The organism is Pseudomonas sp. KCJK9016, assembly GCF_046231795.1.
Classification (GTDB): Bacteria; Pseudomonadota; Gammaproteobacteria; order Pseudomonadales; family Pseudomonadaceae; genus Aquipseudomonas; species Aquipseudomonas bananamidigenes.
The window spans coordinates 26,052-44,171 of record NZ_JBJJMM010000027.1; the positions used below are offsets into that span (position 1 = coordinate 26,052).

Consider the following 18,120-nt stretch of genomic DNA (forward strand, 5'->3'; position numbering starts at 1 on the left):
AGGCCGACTAACGGCCAAGCCAGTGGATCTTCTTGATCCTGCGGAGCGACTGGACTCTAGACGAGCCAGGTACCGCTCCGGTAGGTGAGGGCATTACGCCCGGGAGGTCCGTGTGGTTGATGAGCATTTGTTAAAGGTGCTTCAAATAGCCGCCGTACTCGTCGGCTTGCAGTTGCTGGTCAAGCTGGAAGACTGGCTGACTGTTCTCGCCAAAAAGTATCTCCCAAAAGGCAGCCTGATCAGGAAAATCATCCTGATCAAGTCTGGCGAGGATTAGCGATTACTGCTCCGAAAGACCCAGCAATCCTGGGGCAGTCATCCGCGGCAGCAAGCTTGATTGCGGCTTCTTGCGCCTGACCGTCAGTTTTCACGCGGAAATAAAGGCTGTTCCCATCGAGCTCGCGATACTCCCTGGCGTCAGGCTCTAGCCCGGCCAATGCGGTATCGGAGAGGGGGGGCGACGCTTTATCTCTGAACGCTTCATCTGACCGGTGTCCCTTCGGTTCAAATATTTGCCGAGGAACACAGGGGGATAAAAGGAGGGATAGCCAGAAACAAGAAAGCCCGCACTAGGCGGGCTTCTTGTTTTGATTCAGAGACATCTGGAGACATCTGTGAATCGGTACTTGGTGGCTACACAGGGACTTGAACCCCGGACCCCAGCATTATGAATGCTATGCTCTAACCAACTGAGCTATGTAGCCAAGTGGCGCGCATTATTCCCCTGAAATGGAAAAGCGTCAAGCGTAAATTTCAAAATTTTTTCTACGCTTTCAACCGTTTATCAAAATCAGGTGTTCAAAAGCGGCGAAGGGCAGCGCTGGAACCACCGACTGGCCTGCTCATACGCGTGCGCCAGTTGCAGAACGGCGAAGTCTGCCTGATGCCGGCCGATGATCTGCAATCCCGTCGGCAACCCGTGGGCACTGAAGCCGGCCTGGACGCTGGCCACCGGGCAGCCGGACAAGGTGCCGGGTATCACCACCTCCATCCAGCGATGATAAGTGTCCATGCTCACCCCCTCGATCATGGTCGGCCATGGCTGTGACTTGTCGAACGGAAAGACCTGCGCGCTGGGCAGCAGCAGATAGTCGTATTGCTCGAACAAGCGTGAGATCGCCCGATACCAGTCGCTGCGCACCACCGAGGCGGCAAACACTTCGCTGGCCGAGAGCTTCAAGCCGTTTTCCACTTCCCAGCAGGCTTCCGGTTTCAATAGCGCTCGTTTTTGCGGATCGGCATACGCCGCGCCAAGCGAACCGGCGACCATCCAGTGGCGCAAGGTGCGCCAGCTGTTCCACAGTTTTTCAGGAGCAAATTCCGGACGCACCGGCTCGATCCGACAACCCAGGCTTTCAAAGTCGGCGAAAGTCTTTTCACACAACGCGAGAATGCCGTTCTCCATGGGCAGATACCCGCCGAAGTCGCCGAGCCAGCCGATCCTTGTACCGGTGAAGCCGCGCTCCAGTGGCGCCGTAAAGACCTCACCGGATTCACGGATCGACAGCGGTGCCCGCGCATCCCCGCCGGCCTGCACCGACAGCAGCATCGCGGCATCGCGCACGCTGCGTGCCATGGGCCCTTCATAGCCGAGTTGATCGAAGAACAGATCGGCGCTGTCATCGAACGGCACGCGGCCCTGAGAAGGACGGAAACCGAAAATGTTGTTGAACGCTGCCGGGTTGCGCAGCGAGCCCATCATGTCGCTGCCATCGGCCACCGGCACCAGATGCATCGCCAGCGCCGCCGCCGCGCCACCGCTGCTGCCGCCGGCGGTTTTGCTCGGGTCATAGGCGCAGCCGGTGGCGCCGAACAACGGGTTGTAGCTCTGCGATCCGAGGCCGAACTCCGGGGTGTTGGTCTTGCCGATGATGATCGCGCCGGCGGCCTTGATCCGCTCGACCATGATGCCGTCACGCTCGGGAATGAAGTCCTTGAACAACGGTGAGCCCAGCGTGGTGCGGATGCCGCGGGTCAGCGACAGATCCTTGATGGCGTGGGGCAGGCCGTGCATCCAGCCCCGGTATTGGCCACGGCTCAGTTCGGCGTCGCGCGCGTCGGCCTGAGCCAGCAGCACCTCCGGTGCCTGCAGGCTGATCAATGCGTTGACTGACGGGTTGAACCGCTCGATATGGGCAAGATAGGTCTGCATCACTTCGCGGCAGGAAACCTGGCGCAGGCGGATGCGTTCGGCGAGCTCGATGGCCTGCAACAGGACCAGTTCGCTGATGTTATTGGAGTTCATGACGACGCCCTTAAGACGGCTGGAGAAACGCCCCGGCCTCGTGCCGGGGCGGCAGAAATCAACGCATCAGGTTGGTCCACAGACGGTCTGCCAGACGGATCGCGCCTTCACCGCAGGTCTTGCTGAACACCACGTGGGTGCCCTCGGGAATATGCAGTTCCGGTGCATCCTTGAGGTTCGCATCGAGGAAGGGTTCGACGCCCTTGATCGGGCTCTGATGCTTGAGGAAGTTCTGGGTCATGGCCGAGTTTTCCGGCTGGCTGAGAAACGCGATGAACGCCTTGGCATTTGCCGGATTCTTGCTGCCGGCGGGGATGACCATGTTGTCCACCCAGGCCAGAACCCCTTCTTTCGGGTACAGGTACTTCAGGCTCGGTTTCATCTCACGGGCGCGCATTGACGAACCGCCCCAGAACATCGACATATCGATTTCGCCCGAGGCGAGGTTCTCGCGGATCGAACCGGCCTTGGAACTGTAGGTTTTGACGAATGGCTTCTGCGCCTTGAGCAGCGTGAGGATCTGCTGCATCTGTTTCGGGTCCTCGCTGCACAGCGGAATGTTCAGGTACAGGCTGGCCATGTCGACCATGTCGCTGACCGAATCGAACATGTTGATCCGCCCCTGCAGCTCGGCGGGCGGCTCATAGAGCACCTTGTAGCTGTCGGCCGGGCCTTTGTAGCGGCCACTGTCGAGGACCACGCTGGTGGTGCCCCAGATGAACGGTACCGAATAGGCGCCTTCCGAGTCCCAGCTCGGTTTTTTCAGGTTGTCGACCACACCGGCGTAGTACGGCTCCTTGACCGGATCGAAGCGCTCCAGCAGGTTTTCCTTGATCAGAATCGGAATGAACTGGTGCGAGGGAATCGCCACGTCGTAACCGGCGCCGCCCTGTTTCAGCTTGGCCAGCAGCGTCTCGTTGGAATCGTAGGAGTCGACGGTGACTTCGATGCCGGTCTGCTTCTGGAATTTGGCGAGAATTTCCGGTGAAAAGTAACCGCTCCAGCTCACCACGTTAAGTTTTTCGGCGGCCTGAACACTCCCGGCCATGACCAGCGGCACAGTCAGGAACAACGAAGTGCCGACGCTTTTTATCCACTTGCTCATGCTATTTCCCCACGGTTCTTGGAAGGTTCAGGCGTTCTTTTTGCCCAGCAGGTAAGAAAGGCTGACAAACAGTACCGAGACGCCCAGGATCAGGGTCGACACGGCGTTGACGTCGGGTGTCACGCCCATGCGCAACAGGCCGAAGATGAAGATCGGCAATGTTGTGGTGCCGGCCTGGGAAACCATCATCGAGATCACGAAGTTATCCAGCGAGACGATGAAGGCCAGCATCAGCCCGGAGAAAATCCCCGGCATCAGCAGCGGCAGGGTGACTTTGCGAAAGGTTCGCCATGGCCCGGCATACAGGTCGGCCGAGGCGTGTTCCAGCGACAGATCCATATCGTTCAGCCGCGCCCGGATCGGCAGGTAGGCAAACGGAATGCAGAACACCGTATGGGCGATGATCAGATTGCCGTAGCCGAGCGACAGGCCGAGGGTGGAGAACAGCGCGAGCGTGGCGACGCCGACGACGATTTCCGGCAGCACCAGCGGTAGCATGATCGCGCCCATCGACAGTTGCAGGCCCTTGAACTTCGCGCCCCGTGAGGTACCGAGAGCCGCGAGGGTGGCAATCGCCGTGGCAACCATGCTCGCGCACACCGCGATCAGCAGACTGTTGCCGGCCGCCTGGCGCAATGCCTGATTGGCGAACGCGGCGCGATACCAGTCGAGGCTGAACCCGGTCCATACCGTGGCCGACTGGTTGGCGTTGAACGAGAACACCACCAGCACCACGATCGGCGCGTAGAGGTACAGGTAGAACAGGAAACTGAAACCGCCGAATCCGGGGAAATCCTGTACGCCCAGGCCCTTGCGTTTGAACAGACCGGTCATCACGCACCTCCTTTGGCGATGCGCTGGCGTTCGGCGCGCAGGGCATAGACCGTCAGTACCAGCATCACCGCCGCCATCAGCACCAGCGACAACGCCGCGCCGAACGGCCAGTTACGGGCATCGCTGAACTGCCGGAAGATCAGGTTGCCAAGCATCATCCGCGTGCCGCCGCCGAGCAGTTCCGGGGCGATCATCGCGCCCAGGCACGGCACGAAGGTGAGAATGGCACCGGCGAGAATGCCCGGTCTGGCGATCGGCAACACCACTTTGCGCAAGGTGCGCAGGCGCCCGGCATAGAGGTCCTGAGCGGCCTCGAGCAGACGGATATCCATCTTTTCCAGCGTGGCGTAGATCGGCAAAACCACGAAGGGCGCATAGGTGTAAACCAGCCCCAGCAGCACGGCGCCGTCGGTGTACAGCAACTGCAGCGGCTCATGGATGACACCCATGCCCATCAGGCTGTTGTTGATCACCCCGGTGTTACGCAGCAGCAGAATCCACGCGTAAGTGCGGATCAGCAGGTTGGCCCAGAACGGCACTGTGATCAGAAAGATCAACAGACCACGCCGATGCGCCGGTTGCATGGCCAGCCACACCGCCACCGGAAAACCGATCAGCAGGGTGATGACGGTGGTCAGGCCGGCAATCCCGACCGAGCGCAGGGCGATGATCAGGTAGGAATCGGCGAAGGCCAGGCTATCGTCCATCTGCCGCTCGAACAGCAGGGAGGTGTAGGCGTCGCTGCTGAACACCTTGTTGACCCCGCCGTAGGGGTTGGCTTCCATTAGCGAGTACCCGATGACGATCAGGATCGGCACCACCAGAAACAGGGCAATGGCGATCAGCGCCGGGCTGACACCGAGGAAGCTCTGGAACGCCCGTCGGCGTTCAAGCGTGTTGGTTATCGGTAAGGCGTGCATGGCAACTCCTCGGGCTCAATCGTGCAGGACGCTGGCGCTTCCCCGGTCGAACAGCAGACCGGCCTGACTTCCGACGGCAAAGCGCAGGCTCTGATCGACGCAGTTGGGTGTGCGCACGGTAAGACGCGAACCGTCGCCGAGACTGACCTGGTATTGCAGGTCGGTGCCCAGATAGATCTGCGCTTCGACCTGGCATGGCAACGCAGTCTCTGTGTGGGCGGGCACCAGGTGCAGGCGCTCGGGGCGAACCGACAGGGTCACAGTGGTGCCCGGTTTCACGTCGTTGCACGGTTGTGCCGGCAAAGGATGTCCGGCCGGCCCGGCGAACCACGCCATGCCGTCCTCGACGCGAGTGACGCTGGCCTGAATGAAGTTGGTTTCGCCGATGAAGTCGGCCACGAAGCGATTGCGCGGCCGTTCGTAGATGTCCTCGGGGCGCCCGACCTGCTGCACTTCGCCTTCGGACAGTACGGCGATGCGGTCGGACATGGTCAGCGCTTCTTCCTGGTCATGGGTGACGAAGATGAAGGTGATGCCGGTTCTGGCCTGGATGGTTTTCAGCTCTTCGCGCATGGCCTGGCGCAACTTGAGATCAAGTGCCGACAGCGGCTCGTCAAGCAAAAGGACCTTGGGATGCGGCGCCAAGGCGCGGGCGAGGGCGACGCGCTGCTGCTGACCGCCGGAGAGTTGCGCCGGTTTGCGGCTGGCAAAGCGCTCCATCTGCACCAGGCCCAGCATCTCGCGAACCCGCTCGGCGATCTGCGTCTTGTTCATGACCTTGCCCATCGGGTGCGATTCAAGGCCGAAGGCCAGGTTTTCGGCGATGGTCATGTGCGGGAACAATGCGTAGTGCTGGAACACCGTGTTGACCGGGCGCTGGAACGGTGGGCGCCCGGCGATGTTTTCGCCGTAGAGCAGGATTTCGCCCCGGGTCGGAAATTCGAACCCGGCAATCATCCGCAGCAGCGTGGTCTTGCCGCAGCCGGAGGGTCCGAGAAGGGTGAAGAATTCGTTGTCGCGGATATCCAGGTCGATGTTTTTCAACGCCACCGGACCGTTGTCCGGATCGCCGTAGACCTTGCGCACCGAGCGGATCGACACCGCCAGCGTTTGCAGCGAATGCAGGGCATTCATGCGTTACCTCCGATTCCCCCATTGCCGGCGATTGCGCTGTGAATCAGCGTATCGGTCGGGCCATGGATATTATTTTTCTGGGCAGGATCGAGATTGCGTTCGGGGTGAAACCAGCTGTTTTATTGTTCTGCTGTGGCTCGATTATCGGCGAGGGGTTGCGCGGGGCGAAACTTCAATTTAAACATGGCAGGTGTTAGTTAATTTAATACCGACAGGTGCCAGGAACATGCCCGACCACCGCTTGCCGCCACTCAATGCGGTGCGCGCATTCGATGCCGCCGCCCGCCTGGGCAGTTATGTCGAGGCCTCGAAAGCCTTGCACGTGACTCAGCCGGCGATTGGCCGGCACGTGAAGCTGCTGGAGGACTGGCTGGGTATTCAACTGTTCGAACGCACGTCGCGCGGGGTCAACCTGACGCCCGCCGGTGAGAAGTACCACCGCAAGATCGCCGCAGCCCTGCAGTTGATCATCGAGGCCGGCAAGGAGGCGCGCCCCAAAGAGGCCGAGCGCTGGCTGCGGATCATGGTGGTGCCGGGTTTCGCCAAGCGCTGGCTGATGCCGCGCATCGAGGCCATGCGGCATCTGCGGCCGGGGCTGAAATTCGCCATCGAACCGAACTCGACCTTCACCGAAGTGGATGGCAAGAACGCCGATCTCGGGATTGTCTACGGCCTCGACGGGCAGTACGCCGATTCCCGTGAAGCGCTGATCTGCCCGCGGGTGTTTCCGATTTGCACCCCGCAATACCTGGCGAGTATCGAGCCGCTTGCCGGCCCGGCCGATCTGGTCCGGCACACGTTGATCCATGTCGATGACGGTGAGTGGTGGAACCTGTGGTTCGCCGCCCATGACCTGGATATTCACCTCAATTCCGACCTGCTCTATGTCAACAACGATCACGCGCTGTCGGTGGCCGAGAGCGGGCAGGGTATCGCGTTGGCCAACGAGGTGCTGGTTCGCGAAGAACTCAAGTCCGGCAAACTGGTGCGCGCCGTGGAGGCTCAGGTGAAGCTGGAAAGCTATCGGGTGTTGACGCCGTCCGCCGAGTTGTCGGCGGATGCGGCGTGGTTCGTTCAGTGGCTCAAATCCGAACTGGAGAAGGATTTTCCCGAAGCGCTGATCAACTGAGCCGGAAGCGAGCGGTGTTATCGCTCAAGGCCCGGCTGCCCTGGCTCAAGGTGTCTGCGGCGAGGTTCACCGCCCGTGCACCTTCGAGCAGGCGAACCGCGGCCTGATCGACCTGCTGGATATTGCCGCTGACCTCATCGGCGGTGCTCGCCTGTTCTTCGACGGCGGTGGCGATTTGCGCGAGGGTATCGGTGACGCTCTGCACGGCGCTGGCGATTTCCGCCAGTCGCTCACCCAGTCCCGTCACGGCTTCGGCATCCGATTGTGCCTGGCCGCAGGCGGCCTCCATCAGGCTCACCGCTTCGTTGACCGTATTGCGCAGACTGTCGACCGTACCGGCGATCTGCGCGGTGGACGATTGCGTGCGTTGCGACAGGCTGCGCACCTCGTCGGCCACCACGGCAAAACCCCGCCCCTGTTCGCCGGCACGGGCAGCCTCGATGGCAGCGTTCAGTGCCAGCAGGTTGGTCTGCTCGGCGACGCCGCGAATGGTATCGACCACCAGTTGAATCTGCTGCCCTTGCTCGCTGACCCGGCCCAGCGCTGCGGCCGTTTCGTTCAGCCGCTGATTGAGCTGTTGAATGCTCGCCGTGGTGCGTTGGCTGTCGCGGCTGCTGTCGGCGGCGATGCTTCGGGTCTGCTGAGCGCTGCCGGAGGCTTGTTCGCAACTTTGCGCCACACCCTGGGAGGTGGCCGCCAGTTGCGTGGCTGCAGCGGCGATCTGGCTGATCTGCAATTGCTGCGCTTCGACTTCGCTGAGCGCGCCACTGGAGTGATCGTTAAGGCTGCGCACCGCGTTGCTCAGTTGCGAGGTTTCGTGATCGACGCCCAGCAGGCTGGTGCGCAATTGCACCACGGCCACGTTGAGCGCGGTGCTGATCGAGGCCAGTTCATCACGCCCCGTGACGGGCACCTGCAGGCTCAGATTGCCGTCACGCAGCGCTTCGGCGAGCAGCGTGATGCCGCTGGCGCTGCGGCGGATCGAGGCTTGCAGGCAGACGAACAGATACAGTGCCGCGAGCAACAGGCATCCGAAGATCGCCGCGACCACAATGAACTGACGGATCGCCGAGCCATGGTAATCATCCAGGCGCTGGTCCAGCGCCACCAGCGATTGCTGGCGCAGCGAGGCAAGGTTGCCAAGCAGGGTGTCCAGGTTGCGCTCGAAATCTTCCGGTTTGAGCGTAATGCTGCCGCCGAACATGCCGTCATCCAGTACTTTCAGACCGGCATCCAGTTGCTTGAGGCTGTCGTGATATTGTCCGGCCCAGCCTTGCAGCGCGTCTGGCAGTCGCGTTTCAAGCAGGCTTGCCGTTTTCACCAGTTGTTCCCGGGCATCGCCGATGCGGCTGCGCAGATCACGCAGTTGCAGACGGCTTTGCAAGGTGAACTGGCCGGATACCACGGATGCCTGACCGACCGCCGCCAGCCGACCGACCCGTTCGATCAGGTCCGGTGCATGTTGAGTGGAAATCTGTGTCAGCAAATAAGTCTCCAGCCACGGTGCGAGGATCAGGCGATTGTCCATCGCGATCTGTTCGCGCAATGCCTGCAGGGCGCCAAGAGCATTGGTAAAGCGATCGTAACCGTCCGGCCACCAGCCGATCCCTCCCAGACTCTTTGAGTCCAGTCCGCCGAGCGCGGTTTGCAGGGTCTGGTAACGAGCCAGGGTTTCACCTTCCGCACCTTCGGCGTGCAAGGCGTTGCCCAGATCCAGCGTGGCCTGCGCGACGGCAGGTTGCACGCCATCGAATGCAGCCATGGCGGCGAGGGTCGCGGGCGTCGGTTGGCGGTTGGTTTCCGTGGCACGCCAGCGGGCGGCGCGGTCGCGCTGAGCGGCGAGCAGGTTGTCGAGCGCATCGAGGGCCAGCAGTTGTCGCACACCGGCACGTTCGCCGGAAATCAGGCTCAGCCTGTCACGATAGTCCTGGCCGATCATCAACAGGCTGCCGGTCAGAGGCAGAATGAACAACAGGAACAACAACTGGAATTTACGCGCGAAGCCAAACCGCCCCAGCAATTTGATCCCCGGTGACAAGAAAGCCTGCATACCCCATGACTCCTCTGGACACCACGCACTATCGGCGTGCATCGCACTCGTCGCGAGCGCGATCAGTGCCCTGCTAAAAGGCTTCGAAAGTCCACTCTCGCCCGCTCTGTGGGCAGGCTCTGTAGCAAAACTTCCCATTCTCGATCCCCTTTGTAAGGGGACCGCGTTCAAGCAGAGAGGCAAGGCAAGAATCAGACCATGGCTTTGCGCTATCACTTGCGTCGCAGTGAATGAACAGTTCGTTAGCTGGCTAAGGGGATGGCGCGGGCGCACCGAAAAATGGCACATTGACGCACCTGCCCGTGTGCACCCACCTGCTGTACGGAAATTCCCATGGCTATCAGCAACGTTCAGACCGCCGCAACGCCGGCTCCTCCCCAAAGCAGTCCTCTGGTGATGCGCATCATCGGCGCGGTGGCGCTGGCGCACTTGATCAACGACCTGATCCAGTCGGTGCTGCCGTCGATTTATCCGATGCTCAAGGCCAACTATGGCTTGAGCTTTACTCAGGTCGGTCTGATCACTCTGACCTTTCAACTGACCGCATCACTGTTGCAACCATGGGTTGGTTACCACACCGACCGCCATCCGAAAGCCTGGCTGCTGCCGGCCGGTTCGGTGTGTACGCTGATCGGCATCGTGATGATGTCGGTGGTGGGCAGCTTTCCCTTGATCCTGCTTGCCGCTGCATTGATCGGCATCGGTTCTTCGACCTTCCACCCGGAAGCCTCTCGTATTGCACGGCTGGCCTCCGGTGGACGTTTCGGACTGGCGCAATCGACCTTCCAGGTCGGCGGTAACGCCGGCTCGGCATTTGGCCCGTTGCTGGCGGCAGCGATCATCATTCCATTCGGGCAGGGCAACGTGGCGTGGTTCGGGTTGTTCGCGGTGTTTGCGCTGTTCGTGCTGTACCGCATCAGCCGCTGGTACGCCAATCACTTGAATCTGTTCAAGCTCAAGGCCGGTCAGGCGGCCACGCACGGGTTGTCAAAGGGCAGGGTGGTCAGTGCATTGGTAGTGCTCGGGTTGCTGGTGTTCTCCAAGTATTTCTACATGGCCAGTCTGACCAGCTACTTCACGTTCTACCTGATCGAGAAGTTCGACCTGTCGGTGGCAAGCTCCCAGCTGCATCTGTTCCTGTTCCTCGGTGCGGTGGCGGCGGGCACGTTCTTCGGCGGGCCGATTGGGGACAGGATCGGCCGCAAGGCGGTGATCTGGTTCTCGATTCTCGGCGTGGCACCGTTCACGCTGCTGATGCCCCATGTCGACCTGTTCTGGACCAGTGTTCTGAGCGTGGTGATCGGTTTCATCCTGGCCTCGGCGTTTTCGGCGATCGTGGTGTACGCGCAGGAACTGGTGCCGGGCAATGTCGGGATGATTGCCGGGGTGTTCTTCGGGCTGATGTTCGGCTTTGGCGGGATTGGCGCGGCGTTGCTGGGGCATTTCGCGGACATTTACGGTATCGAGTACGTGTACTTGCTGTGCTCGTTCCTGCCGTTGTTCGGGGTGTTGGCGATCTTCCTGCCAAGCACCAAAAAGGCCTGACGGGCTGAATTTCAGACATGAAAAAGCCGCGTATCGAACGCGGCTTTTTTCTGGCTGCAGCTTTTACACGTTGAAGCGGAAGTGCATCACGTCGCCGTCCTTGACGATGTAGTCCTTGCCTTCCAGGCGCCATTTACCGGCTTCCTTGGTGCCTGCTTCGCCCTTGTACTGGATGAAGTCGTTGTAGGCGATCACTTCGGCGCGGATGAAGCCTTTTTCGAAGTCGGTGTGGATCACGCCGGCGGCTTGCGGTGCAGTGGCACCCACGCGCACGGTCCAGGCGCGGACTTCTTCGACACCGGCGGTGAAGTAAGTCTGCAAGTGCAGCATTTCGTAGCCGGCGCGGATCACGCGGTTCAGGCCAGGCTCTTCCAGGCCCAGGGCCTCGAGGAACATGTCCTTCTCTTCACCGTCGTCCAGCTCGGCGATTTCCGCTTCGATCTTGTTGCACACCGGAACCACCACGGCGCCTTCTTCTTCGGCGATGGCCTTGACCACGTCCAGGTGCGGGTTGTTCTCGAAACCGTCTTCGGCAACGTTGGCGATGTACATGACCGGTTTGGTGGTCAGCAGGTGGAAGCCCTTGATGATCGCCTTTTCTTCGGCGCTCATGTTCTTCATCAGGCTGCGCGCAGGCTTGCCTTCGGTGAAGTGCGGGATCAATTGTTCCAGCAGGGCCTTCTGGGCCACCGCGTCCTTGTCGCCGCCCTTGGCGTTGCGTGCGACTTTCTGCAGTTGCTTCTCGCAGCTGTCGAGGTCGGCGAAGATCAGTTCCAGGTCGATGATTTCGATGTCGCGCTTCGGGTCGACGCTGTTGGAAACGTGGATCACGTTCTCGTCTTCGAAGCAGCGCACGACGTGAGCGATGGCATCGGTTTCGCGGATGTTGGCCAGGAACTTGTTGCCCAGGCCTTCACCTTTCGAGGCGCCGGCCACCAGGCCCGCAATGTCGACGAATTCCATGGTGGTCGGCAGGATGCGCTTCGGATTGACGATTTCCGCCAGGGCGTTCAGGCGCGGATCCGGCATCGGCACGATACCGCTGTTCGGTTCGATGGTGCAGAAGGGGAAGTTCTCGGCCGCAATACCGGATTTGGTCAAGGCGTTGAACAGGGTGGACTTGCCGACGTTAGGCAGGCCGACGATGCCGCAATTGAATCCCATGGTGTTTCCCCTTGGATTGGAGTCAGGCCTTCTGGCTGTGCAGGTTTTTCATCGCGCGGTTCCATTCACCGGCGAGGATATCCGGCAGCACGCCGAGGGCAAAGTCGATGCTGGCATCGAGTTTTTCCTGTTCGGCGCGTGGCGCGCGACCCAGGACGAAATTTGAAACCATACTGGCCACGCCCGGGTGGCCGATGCCGAGCCGCAGGCGATGGAACGTATTCTGATTGCCCAATTGCGCAATGATGTCGCGCAACCCGTTGTGACCGCCATGGCCGCCGCCCACCTTGAGTTTGGCGACGCCGGGAGGCAGATCGAGTTCGTCGTGTGCCACCAGGATTTCTTCGGGCTTGATGCGGAAGAAACCGGCGAGTGCCGCCACGGCCTGGCCGCTGCGGTTCATGTAGGTGGTGGGAATCAGCAGACGAACATCCTGACCCTGGTGCGAAAAACGCCCGGTCAGGCCGAAATACTTGCGATCAGCCACGAGATTCACGTTCTGTGCGTGGGCGATGCGCTCAACAAAAAGGGCCCCTGCGTTATGCCGGGTCTGTTCGTATTCGGCGCCCGGATTTCCCAGGCCAACGATCAGTTTGATGGCAGTCACGATAGGGGCCCTTCCTTGGAGTGGTGGATAACATCGCCGCAATCCGGGAGGGCGGCGAAAACGGACGAAAAAAGCTCATTTACCATGGATGTAAACTCCGCGTTCCCGCCCGCTTTCTCGCTACGTACCAGTCCGCGATGTTACCTGTTCACTCCGGCTTTACAGAGTGATTACTCTGCAGCGCCTTCAGCAGCTTCTGGAGCAACACGTGGAGCGTGGACGTTGGCAACAGCCTTGTCATCGCCGTGTGCCAGAGCAACGAATTCAACGCCTTTAGGCGCTTTCAGGTCCGACAGGTGAATGATCGAACCGACTTCGGCCTTGGCCAGGTCGACTTCGATGAACTCAGGCAGATCCTTGGCTTCGCAGGAAACTTCGATCTCGTTCACGACGTGAGAGATTTCGCCGCCTTTCTTGACCGGAGCTTCTTCGTTGATGAAGTGAACCGGTACGGTAGCGGTCAGTTTCTTGCCGGCAACAACGCGTACGAAGTCGGCGTGCATGATGAACTGCTTGGCCGGGTGACGCTGCATGGCTTTGACAATGACGTTTTGCTTGGTGCCGTCGACGTTCAGTTCGATAACGTGGCTGAAGGCAGCTTCGTTTTCGAACAGCTTGGCGATTTCCTTGGCCACGATGGTCAGGGATTGAGCAGGCTTGTCACCACCGTAAACAACGGCAGGGATGCTGGCGGCGTGACGCAGGCGGCGGCTCGCACCTTTCCCCAGGTCAGTACGCGCTTGGGCGTTCAGGATGAAATCAGTCATTTTGTATCTCCAAAATAGCCGTGTTCGGGTGACGTCTGCGACCGACGTCAAAGCGGCACGGGCAAAAAAGCCCCGCCCCAACATGTGTGTTGGGGCGGGGCGCTTTTCGTCAACGAGACATTTCGAGAAGGGCAGGGCCCTTAACGGAACATCGCGCTGATCGATTCTTCATTGCTGATGCGGCGAACCGCTTCGGCAACAACCGGTGCGATATCCAGTTGACGGATACGTGCACAGGCTTGTGCTGCGGCGGACAGCGGGATGGTGTTGGTGACCACCAGCTCGTCCAGCACGGAATTTTCGATATTCTCGATGGCCCGGCCCGACAGCACAGGATGTGTGCAGTAGGCGAAGACCTTGGCTGCGCCATGCTCTTTCAGGGCCTTGGCCGCGTGGCACAGGGTGCCGGCGGTATCGACCATGTCATCAACCAGGATGCAGGTACGCCCTTCGACGTCACCGATGATATGCATCACTTCAGAGTGATTGGCTTTCTCACGGCGTTTGTCGATGATCCCGAGATCCACGCCCAGAGACTTGGCAACGGCACGTGCACGCACGACGCCACCAATGTCCGGAGACACGATCATCAGGTTCTCGAAGCGCTGATCTTCGATGTCATCCACCAGAACCGGGGAGCCGTAGATGTTATCTACCGGAATATCGAAGAAACCCTGAATCTGGTCAGCATGCAGATCAACCGTGAGGACACGGTCGATGCCGACTACGGTGAGCATGTCAGCGACGACTTTCGCGCTGATGGCCACACGTGCGGAACGCGGACGGCGATCCTGACGGGCATAACCAAAATAAGGAATAACAGCAGTGATACGAGTAGCCGAGGAGCGGCGGAAGGCGTCAGCCATCACTACCAGTTCCATCAGGTTATCGTTGGTCGGAGCGCAAGTCGGCTGAATAATGAAGACGTCTTTACCACGAACGTTTTCATTGATCTCGGCAGTAATTTCGCCGTCGGAGAATTTACCGACAGAAATGTCACCGAGAGGGATATGCAGCTGACGTACGACACGCCGAGCCAGATCGGGGTTAGCGTTCCCCGTAAAGACCATCATCTTGGACACGCGCAGTACCTGAAGGCTGAGGGTATACCTGGATGAGTATAGGAAAATGGCAGGGGCGGCTGGATTCGAACCAACGCATGGCAGGATCAAAACCTGCTGCCTTACCGCTTGGCGACGCCCCTGTATCTGTTGCTTGCAAGTGCCGCGCACTTGATTCCGTTAGAGCAGACTTTGCAGCTTGCGATGCAACATCGAAACGTTGCTTCCTTTCGCTACAAACCCTGTAAGGGTCTCTGTCAGAAGGGCCGAGACTTTATCAGCTTCAGCTTTGCTTGGGAAGCCCCCAAACACACAACTTCCAGTTCCGGTAAGTTTTGCTTCGGTAAAATTACCTAGCAAATTCAATGCGTTACGTACTTCTGGATAACGCCTTGAAACCACCGGCAAGCAGTCATTTCGACTGTTTCCCTCGGGAACGGGGCGCACTTTAATGGGCGGCGTGTTACGTGTCAACAATGGATCTGAAAAAATTTCTGCCGTACTAACAGAGACTTGCGGCACGAGCACGACATACCACGGCTCGGCGGGTTCGACCGGAGTCAGTTTCTCGCCCACACCTTCGGCGAAAGCGGCGTGCCCACGCACGAAGACCGGGACATCCGCACCCAGGCTCAGGCCCAGCGTTGCCAGCCGATCGTCGTCCCAGCCCAGTTGCCACAAATGATTGAGGCCGAGGAGGGTGGTCGCCGCATTCGAGCTGCCGCCGCCGATGCCACCGCCCATCGGCAGGATCTTGTCGATCCAGATGTCGATGCCGAGGGTGCAGCCGGATTGTTCCTGCAGTTTTTTCGCCGCGCGCACGATCAGGTTGCTGTCGTGGGGGACGCCGTCGAATTCGGTGTGCAGGCGGATCACGCCATCGTCGCGAACGGCGAAGGTGATTTCGTCGCCGTAATCGAGAAACTGAAAAATCGTCTGCAATTCGTGATAGCCGTCTTCACGGCGACCCAGAATATGCAGCATCAGGTTGAGTTTGGCGGGTGAAGGAAGGGTCAGGCGTGGAGCGGTCATGCTTATTGCCCCAGCTTGCGTGGTTGCCAGGTCTTGATGACCAGAGTCACATCCAGGTCGGTGCCGTGCAGTTTGATGCGCTCGGGCAGCCAGTAACCGTCCTGCTGTGCATAACTGAGGTATTCGACCTGCCAGCCGTCCTGATCCAGGCTGGCCAGGCGACTGTCGGCATCGAGCGTCAGACGGCTCTTGCTGGCCGGAGCCGGCAGGCCGCGAACCCACCAGGACAGATTCGACACCGGCAGTTTCCAGCCGAGCTGTTCTTCCAGCAGCGCTTCCGGAGACTGCGCGTCATAGCGGCCCTGATTGGCGACTTCCAGCGAAACCTTGCCCGGGCGACCGGTCAACCGCGCCGCGCCGCGACCCAGCGGGCCGGACAGGCGAATATCGTAGTAATCCTGGCGTTGAAGCCAGAACAGCGTGCCACTGCCAGAATCTTTCGGGGCGCGGATGCCGATCTTGCCGTCGATCTGCCAGCCGTCGAGGCCGCTCAGTTGTTGTTTGTTCGCGGCCCATTGTGCAGGGCTGCCATGCCCCTCGACGGACTCGCGGGCGCCGAAGCCCGCGCAACCGGCGAGCAGGGCGATGAGGCTGAAAACGATGACGTGGCGCAAAAACATGAGTTAAAGAGTCTCGGATCCGGTCAGGCGCTTGATGGTGCTGCGCAGGATGGTGCTGTCGGGCTGGTCCTTGAGGAACTTGCCCCAGATTTGTTTTGCTTCGCGTTGATTACCCTTGGCCCACAGGACTTCGCCCAAGTGAGCGGCGACTTCGTGATCGGGGAAACGCTCCAGCGCCTGGCGCAGATACTTCTCGGCGTCATCCAGGTTGCCCATGCGGAAATTCACCCAGCCGAGACTGTCGAGTACTGCCGGGTCTTCCGGGTTGATCTGGTGCGCCTGCTCGATCAGTGCCTTGGCCTCGGCGTAGCGGGTGGTGCGATCCGACAGCGTGTAGCCCAAGGCATTGAGCGCCATGGCATTGTCCGGATCGCGCTTGATGATCAGGCGCAGGTCTTTTTCCATTTGCGCCAGGTCATTGCGTTTTTCCGCCTGCATGGCTCGGGTGTATAGCAGATTCAGGTCGTCCGGGTACTGCAGCAACGCCTGTTGCAGGGTTTTCCAGGCTTTGTCGCCCTGATTGTTGGCGGACAGGGTCTCGGCTTCGATCAGGTACAACTGGATGGCGTAGTCCGGTTGCGCATCGCGTTCGGCGGCCAGCTTGCTCTGGGCTTCGGCGGTCTTGCCGTTGTTCATCAGGATGTCGGCCTGACGCAGTTGCGCCGGCAGATAGTCGTTGCCCGGTCCGACCTGGGCGTACTCGATCAGTGCGCCCTGCGGGTCGTTGCGTTCTTCGGCGATGCGACCCAGGTTCAAGTGGGCCGAGTCGACGTGGCTTTCCCGGGCGATCAGGTCTTCCAGGTAACCCTTGGCCTCTTCCCAGGCCTTGGCTTCCAGGCAGACCAGCGCCAGCGAATAACGCAGTTCGTCGTCTTCCGGGTATTGCTGGACCAGGGTGGAGAACTCGACCTTGGCGTCGTCCATCCGGTCCTGTTCCACCAGCATCCGCGCGTAAGTCAAGCGCAGGCGTTTGTCTTCCGGATACTTCCTGATGTTCTTTTGCAGCAGTGGCAGGGCTTCGCCGCCGCGGTTCAACCCTTGCAACAGGCGCGCGCGCAGCAGGATCGGGGCAATTTCGCCGTCGTCCGGCGGATTGTCCTCAAGCAGGGTCAGCGCACCCTTGAGGTCACCGTCCTGCTGCATCAGCAGGGCCTTGCCGAAAATCAGCTGATTGTTGTGCGGGTGACGCTGCAACAAACGGTCGAAACTTTTCATCAGGCCGTTGCGGGTGTCCTGATCGGTGTCGGCGGCCGACAGTGCGAGGAAGTCGAAATGGGTGTCGCCCTTGCCCTGCAGGACCTTCTCCATGTAGACCATCGAGTCGTCATAGCGCCCGGCGCGTGCCAGTTGCACGGCGGCGGCGCGTTGCGCTTCGAGGTCGTCGGGAGCGTTTTTCGCCCAGATCAGCGCGGTATCGAGGGCCGGCTGATCTGCGCCCAGGTATTCGGCGATACGGAATGCACGTTCGGAAACGCCCGGGTCCTGGGTGTTGATGGCCTGGGTCACGTAGTTGTCCAAGGCGATGTCGAAACGATTGCGCTGGCCGGCGAGTTCGGCACTCAGCAGGCTGAATACGGTTTCCTCGCTGAACGAGCTGTAAACCTTGGGCTTTTCAGGGGCTGGCGTGGTGTCTTCGACCGATGGGGTGCCATCGTGCGAAACGGGGGCCAAGGCCTGGCAGCCGCTGAGGAAGACAAAAGCAAGGAGCAACGCGGAAGATCTATTCATATAGGAAGAGGACGACTAACCTGCGGTCGGATCATCATGACACAAGCCTTCGGCCAAACATAACCGAGTCTCGATTGTGGCCATTATAGGGGCCGACAATTGGGACAATAGTCAGCGGTAGTTGTTCTGAATCTGACGAAGTAGGACAATTGCCGGCTTCACGTCACCATCAGCGACTT

General features: G+C 60.1%; 16 protein-coding genes, 2 tRNA genes and 1 pseudogene. 3 read left to right on the forward strand and 16 right to left on the reverse strand.

The genetic code is table 11. The features are described 5' to 3' along the window. Positions 1–112 precede the first annotated feature (112 nt). On the forward strand, positions 113–277 hold the full coding sequence (locus ACK6BI_RS22615; protein ID WP_409318800.1) for a hypothetical protein: 165 nt from the start codon (positions 113–115) through the stop codon (positions 275–277). Between the two features lie 79 nt (positions 278–356). On the opposite strand, the pseudogene ACK6BI_RS22620 reads toward ACK6BI_RS22615, so the two are convergent. The 7 genes and pseudogenes from ACK6BI_RS22620 to ACK6BI_RS22650 all read right to left on the reverse strand — a co-directional run. Next, positions 357–484, reverse strand: a pseudogene (locus ACK6BI_RS22620) (integrase); the annotation flags it as partial. Between the two features lie 143 nt (positions 485–627). After that, a tRNA-Met gene (locus ACK6BI_RS22625) sits at positions 628–704 on the reverse strand. An 86-nt stretch (positions 705–790) separates the two neighbouring features. Further along, positions 791–2,245: an amidase gene (locus ACK6BI_RS22630; RefSeq protein WP_409318801.1), complete on the reverse strand. Its 1,455-nt coding sequence runs from the start codon at positions 2,243–2,245 to the stop codon at positions 791–793. A 58-nt stretch (positions 2,246–2,303) separates the two neighbouring features. Continuing rightward, positions 2,304–3,350 carry an extracellular solute-binding protein gene (locus ACK6BI_RS22635; RefSeq protein WP_409318802.1) on the reverse strand — a complete coding sequence of 349 codons (1,047 nt, stop codon included), beginning with the start codon at positions 3,348–3,350 and terminating at the stop codon, positions 2,304–2,306. Between the two features lie 27 nt (positions 3,351–3,377). Next, positions 3,378–4,184: an ABC transporter permease gene (locus tag ACK6BI_RS22640; protein ID WP_409318803.1), complete on the reverse strand. Its 807-nt coding sequence runs from the start codon at positions 4,182–4,184 to the stop codon at positions 3,378–3,380. Beyond that, positions 4,184–5,104 (reverse strand): ABC transporter permease, encoded by a 921-nt coding sequence (locus ACK6BI_RS22645; RefSeq protein ID WP_409318804.1) that lies wholly within the window; start codon positions 5,102–5,104, stop codon positions 4,184–4,186. The genes ACK6BI_RS22640 and ACK6BI_RS22645 overlap by 1 nt, the downstream gene beginning before the upstream one ends. Positions 5,105–5,119: 15 nt before the next feature. Then, a complete protein-coding gene (locus ACK6BI_RS22650; protein WP_409318805.1) occupies positions 5,120–6,238 on the reverse strand; it encodes an ABC transporter ATP-binding protein in 1,119 nt (372 codons plus the stop codon). Between the two features lie 226 nt (positions 6,239–6,464). Between ACK6BI_RS22650 and ACK6BI_RS22655 the strand changes: the two genes are divergently transcribed. Beyond that, positions 6,465–7,367 carry a LysR substrate-binding domain-containing protein gene (locus tag ACK6BI_RS22655; protein WP_409318806.1) on the forward strand — a complete coding sequence of 301 codons (903 nt, stop codon included), beginning with the start codon at positions 6,465–6,467 and terminating at the stop codon, positions 7,365–7,367. Here the strand turns inward: ACK6BI_RS22655 and ACK6BI_RS22660 are convergent. Next, the gene (locus ACK6BI_RS22660; RefSeq protein ID WP_409318807.1) at positions 7,360–9,417 is read right to left on the reverse strand and encodes a methyl-accepting chemotaxis protein; all 2,058 of its coding nucleotides are present in this window, start codon (positions 9,415–9,417) and stop codon (positions 7,360–7,362) included. The two genes, ACK6BI_RS22655 and ACK6BI_RS22660, sit on opposite strands and share 8 nt — an antisense overlap. A 333-nt stretch (positions 9,418–9,750) precedes the next feature. Between ACK6BI_RS22660 and ACK6BI_RS22665 the strand changes: the two genes are divergently transcribed. Then, positions 9,751–10,962 carry an MFS transporter gene (locus tag ACK6BI_RS22665; protein WP_409318808.1) on the forward strand — a complete coding sequence of 404 codons (1,212 nt, stop codon included), beginning with the start codon at positions 9,751–9,753 and terminating at the stop codon, positions 10,960–10,962. A gap of 63 nt (positions 10,963–11,025) precedes the next feature. Here the strand turns inward: ACK6BI_RS22665 and ychF are convergent, their stop codons facing one another. The 8 genes from ychF to ACK6BI_RS22705 all read right to left on the reverse strand — a co-directional run bounded on the left by ychF (position 11,026) and on the right by ACK6BI_RS22705 (position 17,941). Further along, on the reverse strand, positions 11,026–12,126 hold the full coding sequence (gene ychF / locus ACK6BI_RS22670; RefSeq protein ID WP_085584701.1) for a redox-regulated ATPase YchF: 1,101 nt from the start codon (positions 12,124–12,126) through the stop codon (positions 11,026–11,028). A gap of 22 nt (positions 12,127–12,148) precedes the next feature. Then, complete coding sequence (gene pth / locus ACK6BI_RS22675; protein ID WP_007951726.1) at positions 12,149–12,733, reverse strand: aminoacyl-tRNA hydrolase; 585 nt, start codon at positions 12,731–12,733, stop codon at positions 12,149–12,151. A gap of 170 nt (positions 12,734–12,903) precedes the next feature. Next, positions 12,904–13,500, reverse strand: coding sequence for a 50S ribosomal protein L25/general stress protein Ctc (locus ACK6BI_RS22680; RefSeq protein WP_260520993.1), 597 nt, complete (start codon positions 13,498–13,500; stop codon positions 12,904–12,906). A gap of 140 nt (positions 13,501–13,640) precedes the next feature. Further along, positions 13,641–14,582 carry a ribose-phosphate pyrophosphokinase gene (locus ACK6BI_RS22685; RefSeq protein ID WP_003171603.1) on the reverse strand — a complete coding sequence of 314 codons (942 nt, stop codon included), beginning with the start codon at positions 14,580–14,582 and terminating at the stop codon, positions 13,641–13,643. 47 nt (positions 14,583–14,629) lie between these two features. Continuing rightward, positions 14,630–14,704 (reverse strand) — tRNA-Gln (locus ACK6BI_RS22690). Positions 14,705–14,741: 37 nt separating this feature from the next. Continuing rightward, positions 14,742–15,593, reverse strand: a complete 852-nt coding sequence (gene ispE / locus ACK6BI_RS22695; RefSeq protein ID WP_409318809.1) for a 4-(cytidine 5'-diphospho)-2-C-methyl-D-erythritol kinase — start codon at positions 15,591–15,593, stop codon at positions 14,742–14,744. 2 nt (positions 15,594–15,595) lie between these two features. Continuing rightward, positions 15,596–16,213: a lipoprotein insertase outer membrane protein LolB gene (lolB, locus tag ACK6BI_RS22700; RefSeq protein WP_409318810.1), complete on the reverse strand. Its 618-nt coding sequence runs from the start codon at positions 16,211–16,213 to the stop codon at positions 15,596–15,598. A gap of 3 nt (positions 16,214–16,216) precedes the next feature. After that, positions 16,217–17,941 (reverse strand): tetratricopeptide repeat protein, encoded by a 1,725-nt coding sequence (locus ACK6BI_RS22705; RefSeq protein WP_409318811.1) that lies wholly within the window; start codon positions 17,939–17,941, stop codon positions 16,217–16,219. Positions 17,942–18,120 lie beyond the last annotated feature (179 nt).

Coding starts and splice junctions, on each gene's coding strand:
- ychF (WP_085584701.1), bottom strand. CDS start 12,126: ATGGGATTCAATTGCGGCATCGTCGGCCTGCCTAACGTCGGCAAGTCC.
- lolB (WP_409318810.1), bottom strand. CDS start 16,213: ATGTTTTTGCGCCACGTCATCGTTTTCAGCCTCATCGCCCTGCTCGCC.
- ACK6BI_RS22640 (WP_409318803.1), bottom strand. CDS start 4,184: ATGACCGGTCTGTTCAAACGCAAGGGCCTGGGCGTACAGGATTTCCCC.
- ispE (WP_409318809.1), bottom strand. CDS start 15,593: ATGACCGCTCCACGCCTGACCCTTCCTTCACCCGCCAAACTCAACCTG.
- ACK6BI_RS22665 (WP_409318808.1), top strand. CDS start 9,751: ATGGCTATCAGCAACGTTCAGACCGCCGCAACGCCGGCTCCTCCCCAA.
- ACK6BI_RS22635 (WP_409318802.1), bottom strand. CDS start 3,350: ATGAGCAAGTGGATAAAAAGCGTCGGCACTTCGTTGTTCCTGACTGTG.
- ACK6BI_RS22705 (WP_409318811.1), bottom strand. CDS start 17,941: ATGAATAGATCTTCCGCGTTGCTCCTTGCTTTTGTCTTCCTCAGCGGC.
- ACK6BI_RS22630 (WP_409318801.1), bottom strand. CDS start 2,245: ATGAACTCCAATAACATCAGCGAACTGGTCCTGTTGCAGGCCATCGAG.
- ACK6BI_RS22680 (WP_260520993.1), bottom strand. CDS start 13,500: ATGACTGATTTCATCCTGAACGCCCAAGCGCGTACTGACCTGGGGAAA.
- ACK6BI_RS22655 (WP_409318806.1), top strand. CDS start 6,465: ATGCCCGACCACCGCTTGCCGCCACTCAATGCGGTGCGCGCATTCGAT.
- ACK6BI_RS22660 (WP_409318807.1), bottom strand. CDS start 9,417: ATGCAGGCTTTCTTGTCACCGGGGATCAAATTGCTGGGGCGGTTTGGC.
- ACK6BI_RS22645 (WP_409318804.1), bottom strand. CDS start 5,104: ATGCACGCCTTACCGATAACCAACACGCTTGAACGCCGACGGGCGTTC.
- ACK6BI_RS22650 (WP_409318805.1), bottom strand. CDS start 6,238: ATGAATGCCCTGCATTCGCTGCAAACGCTGGCGGTGTCGATCCGCTCG.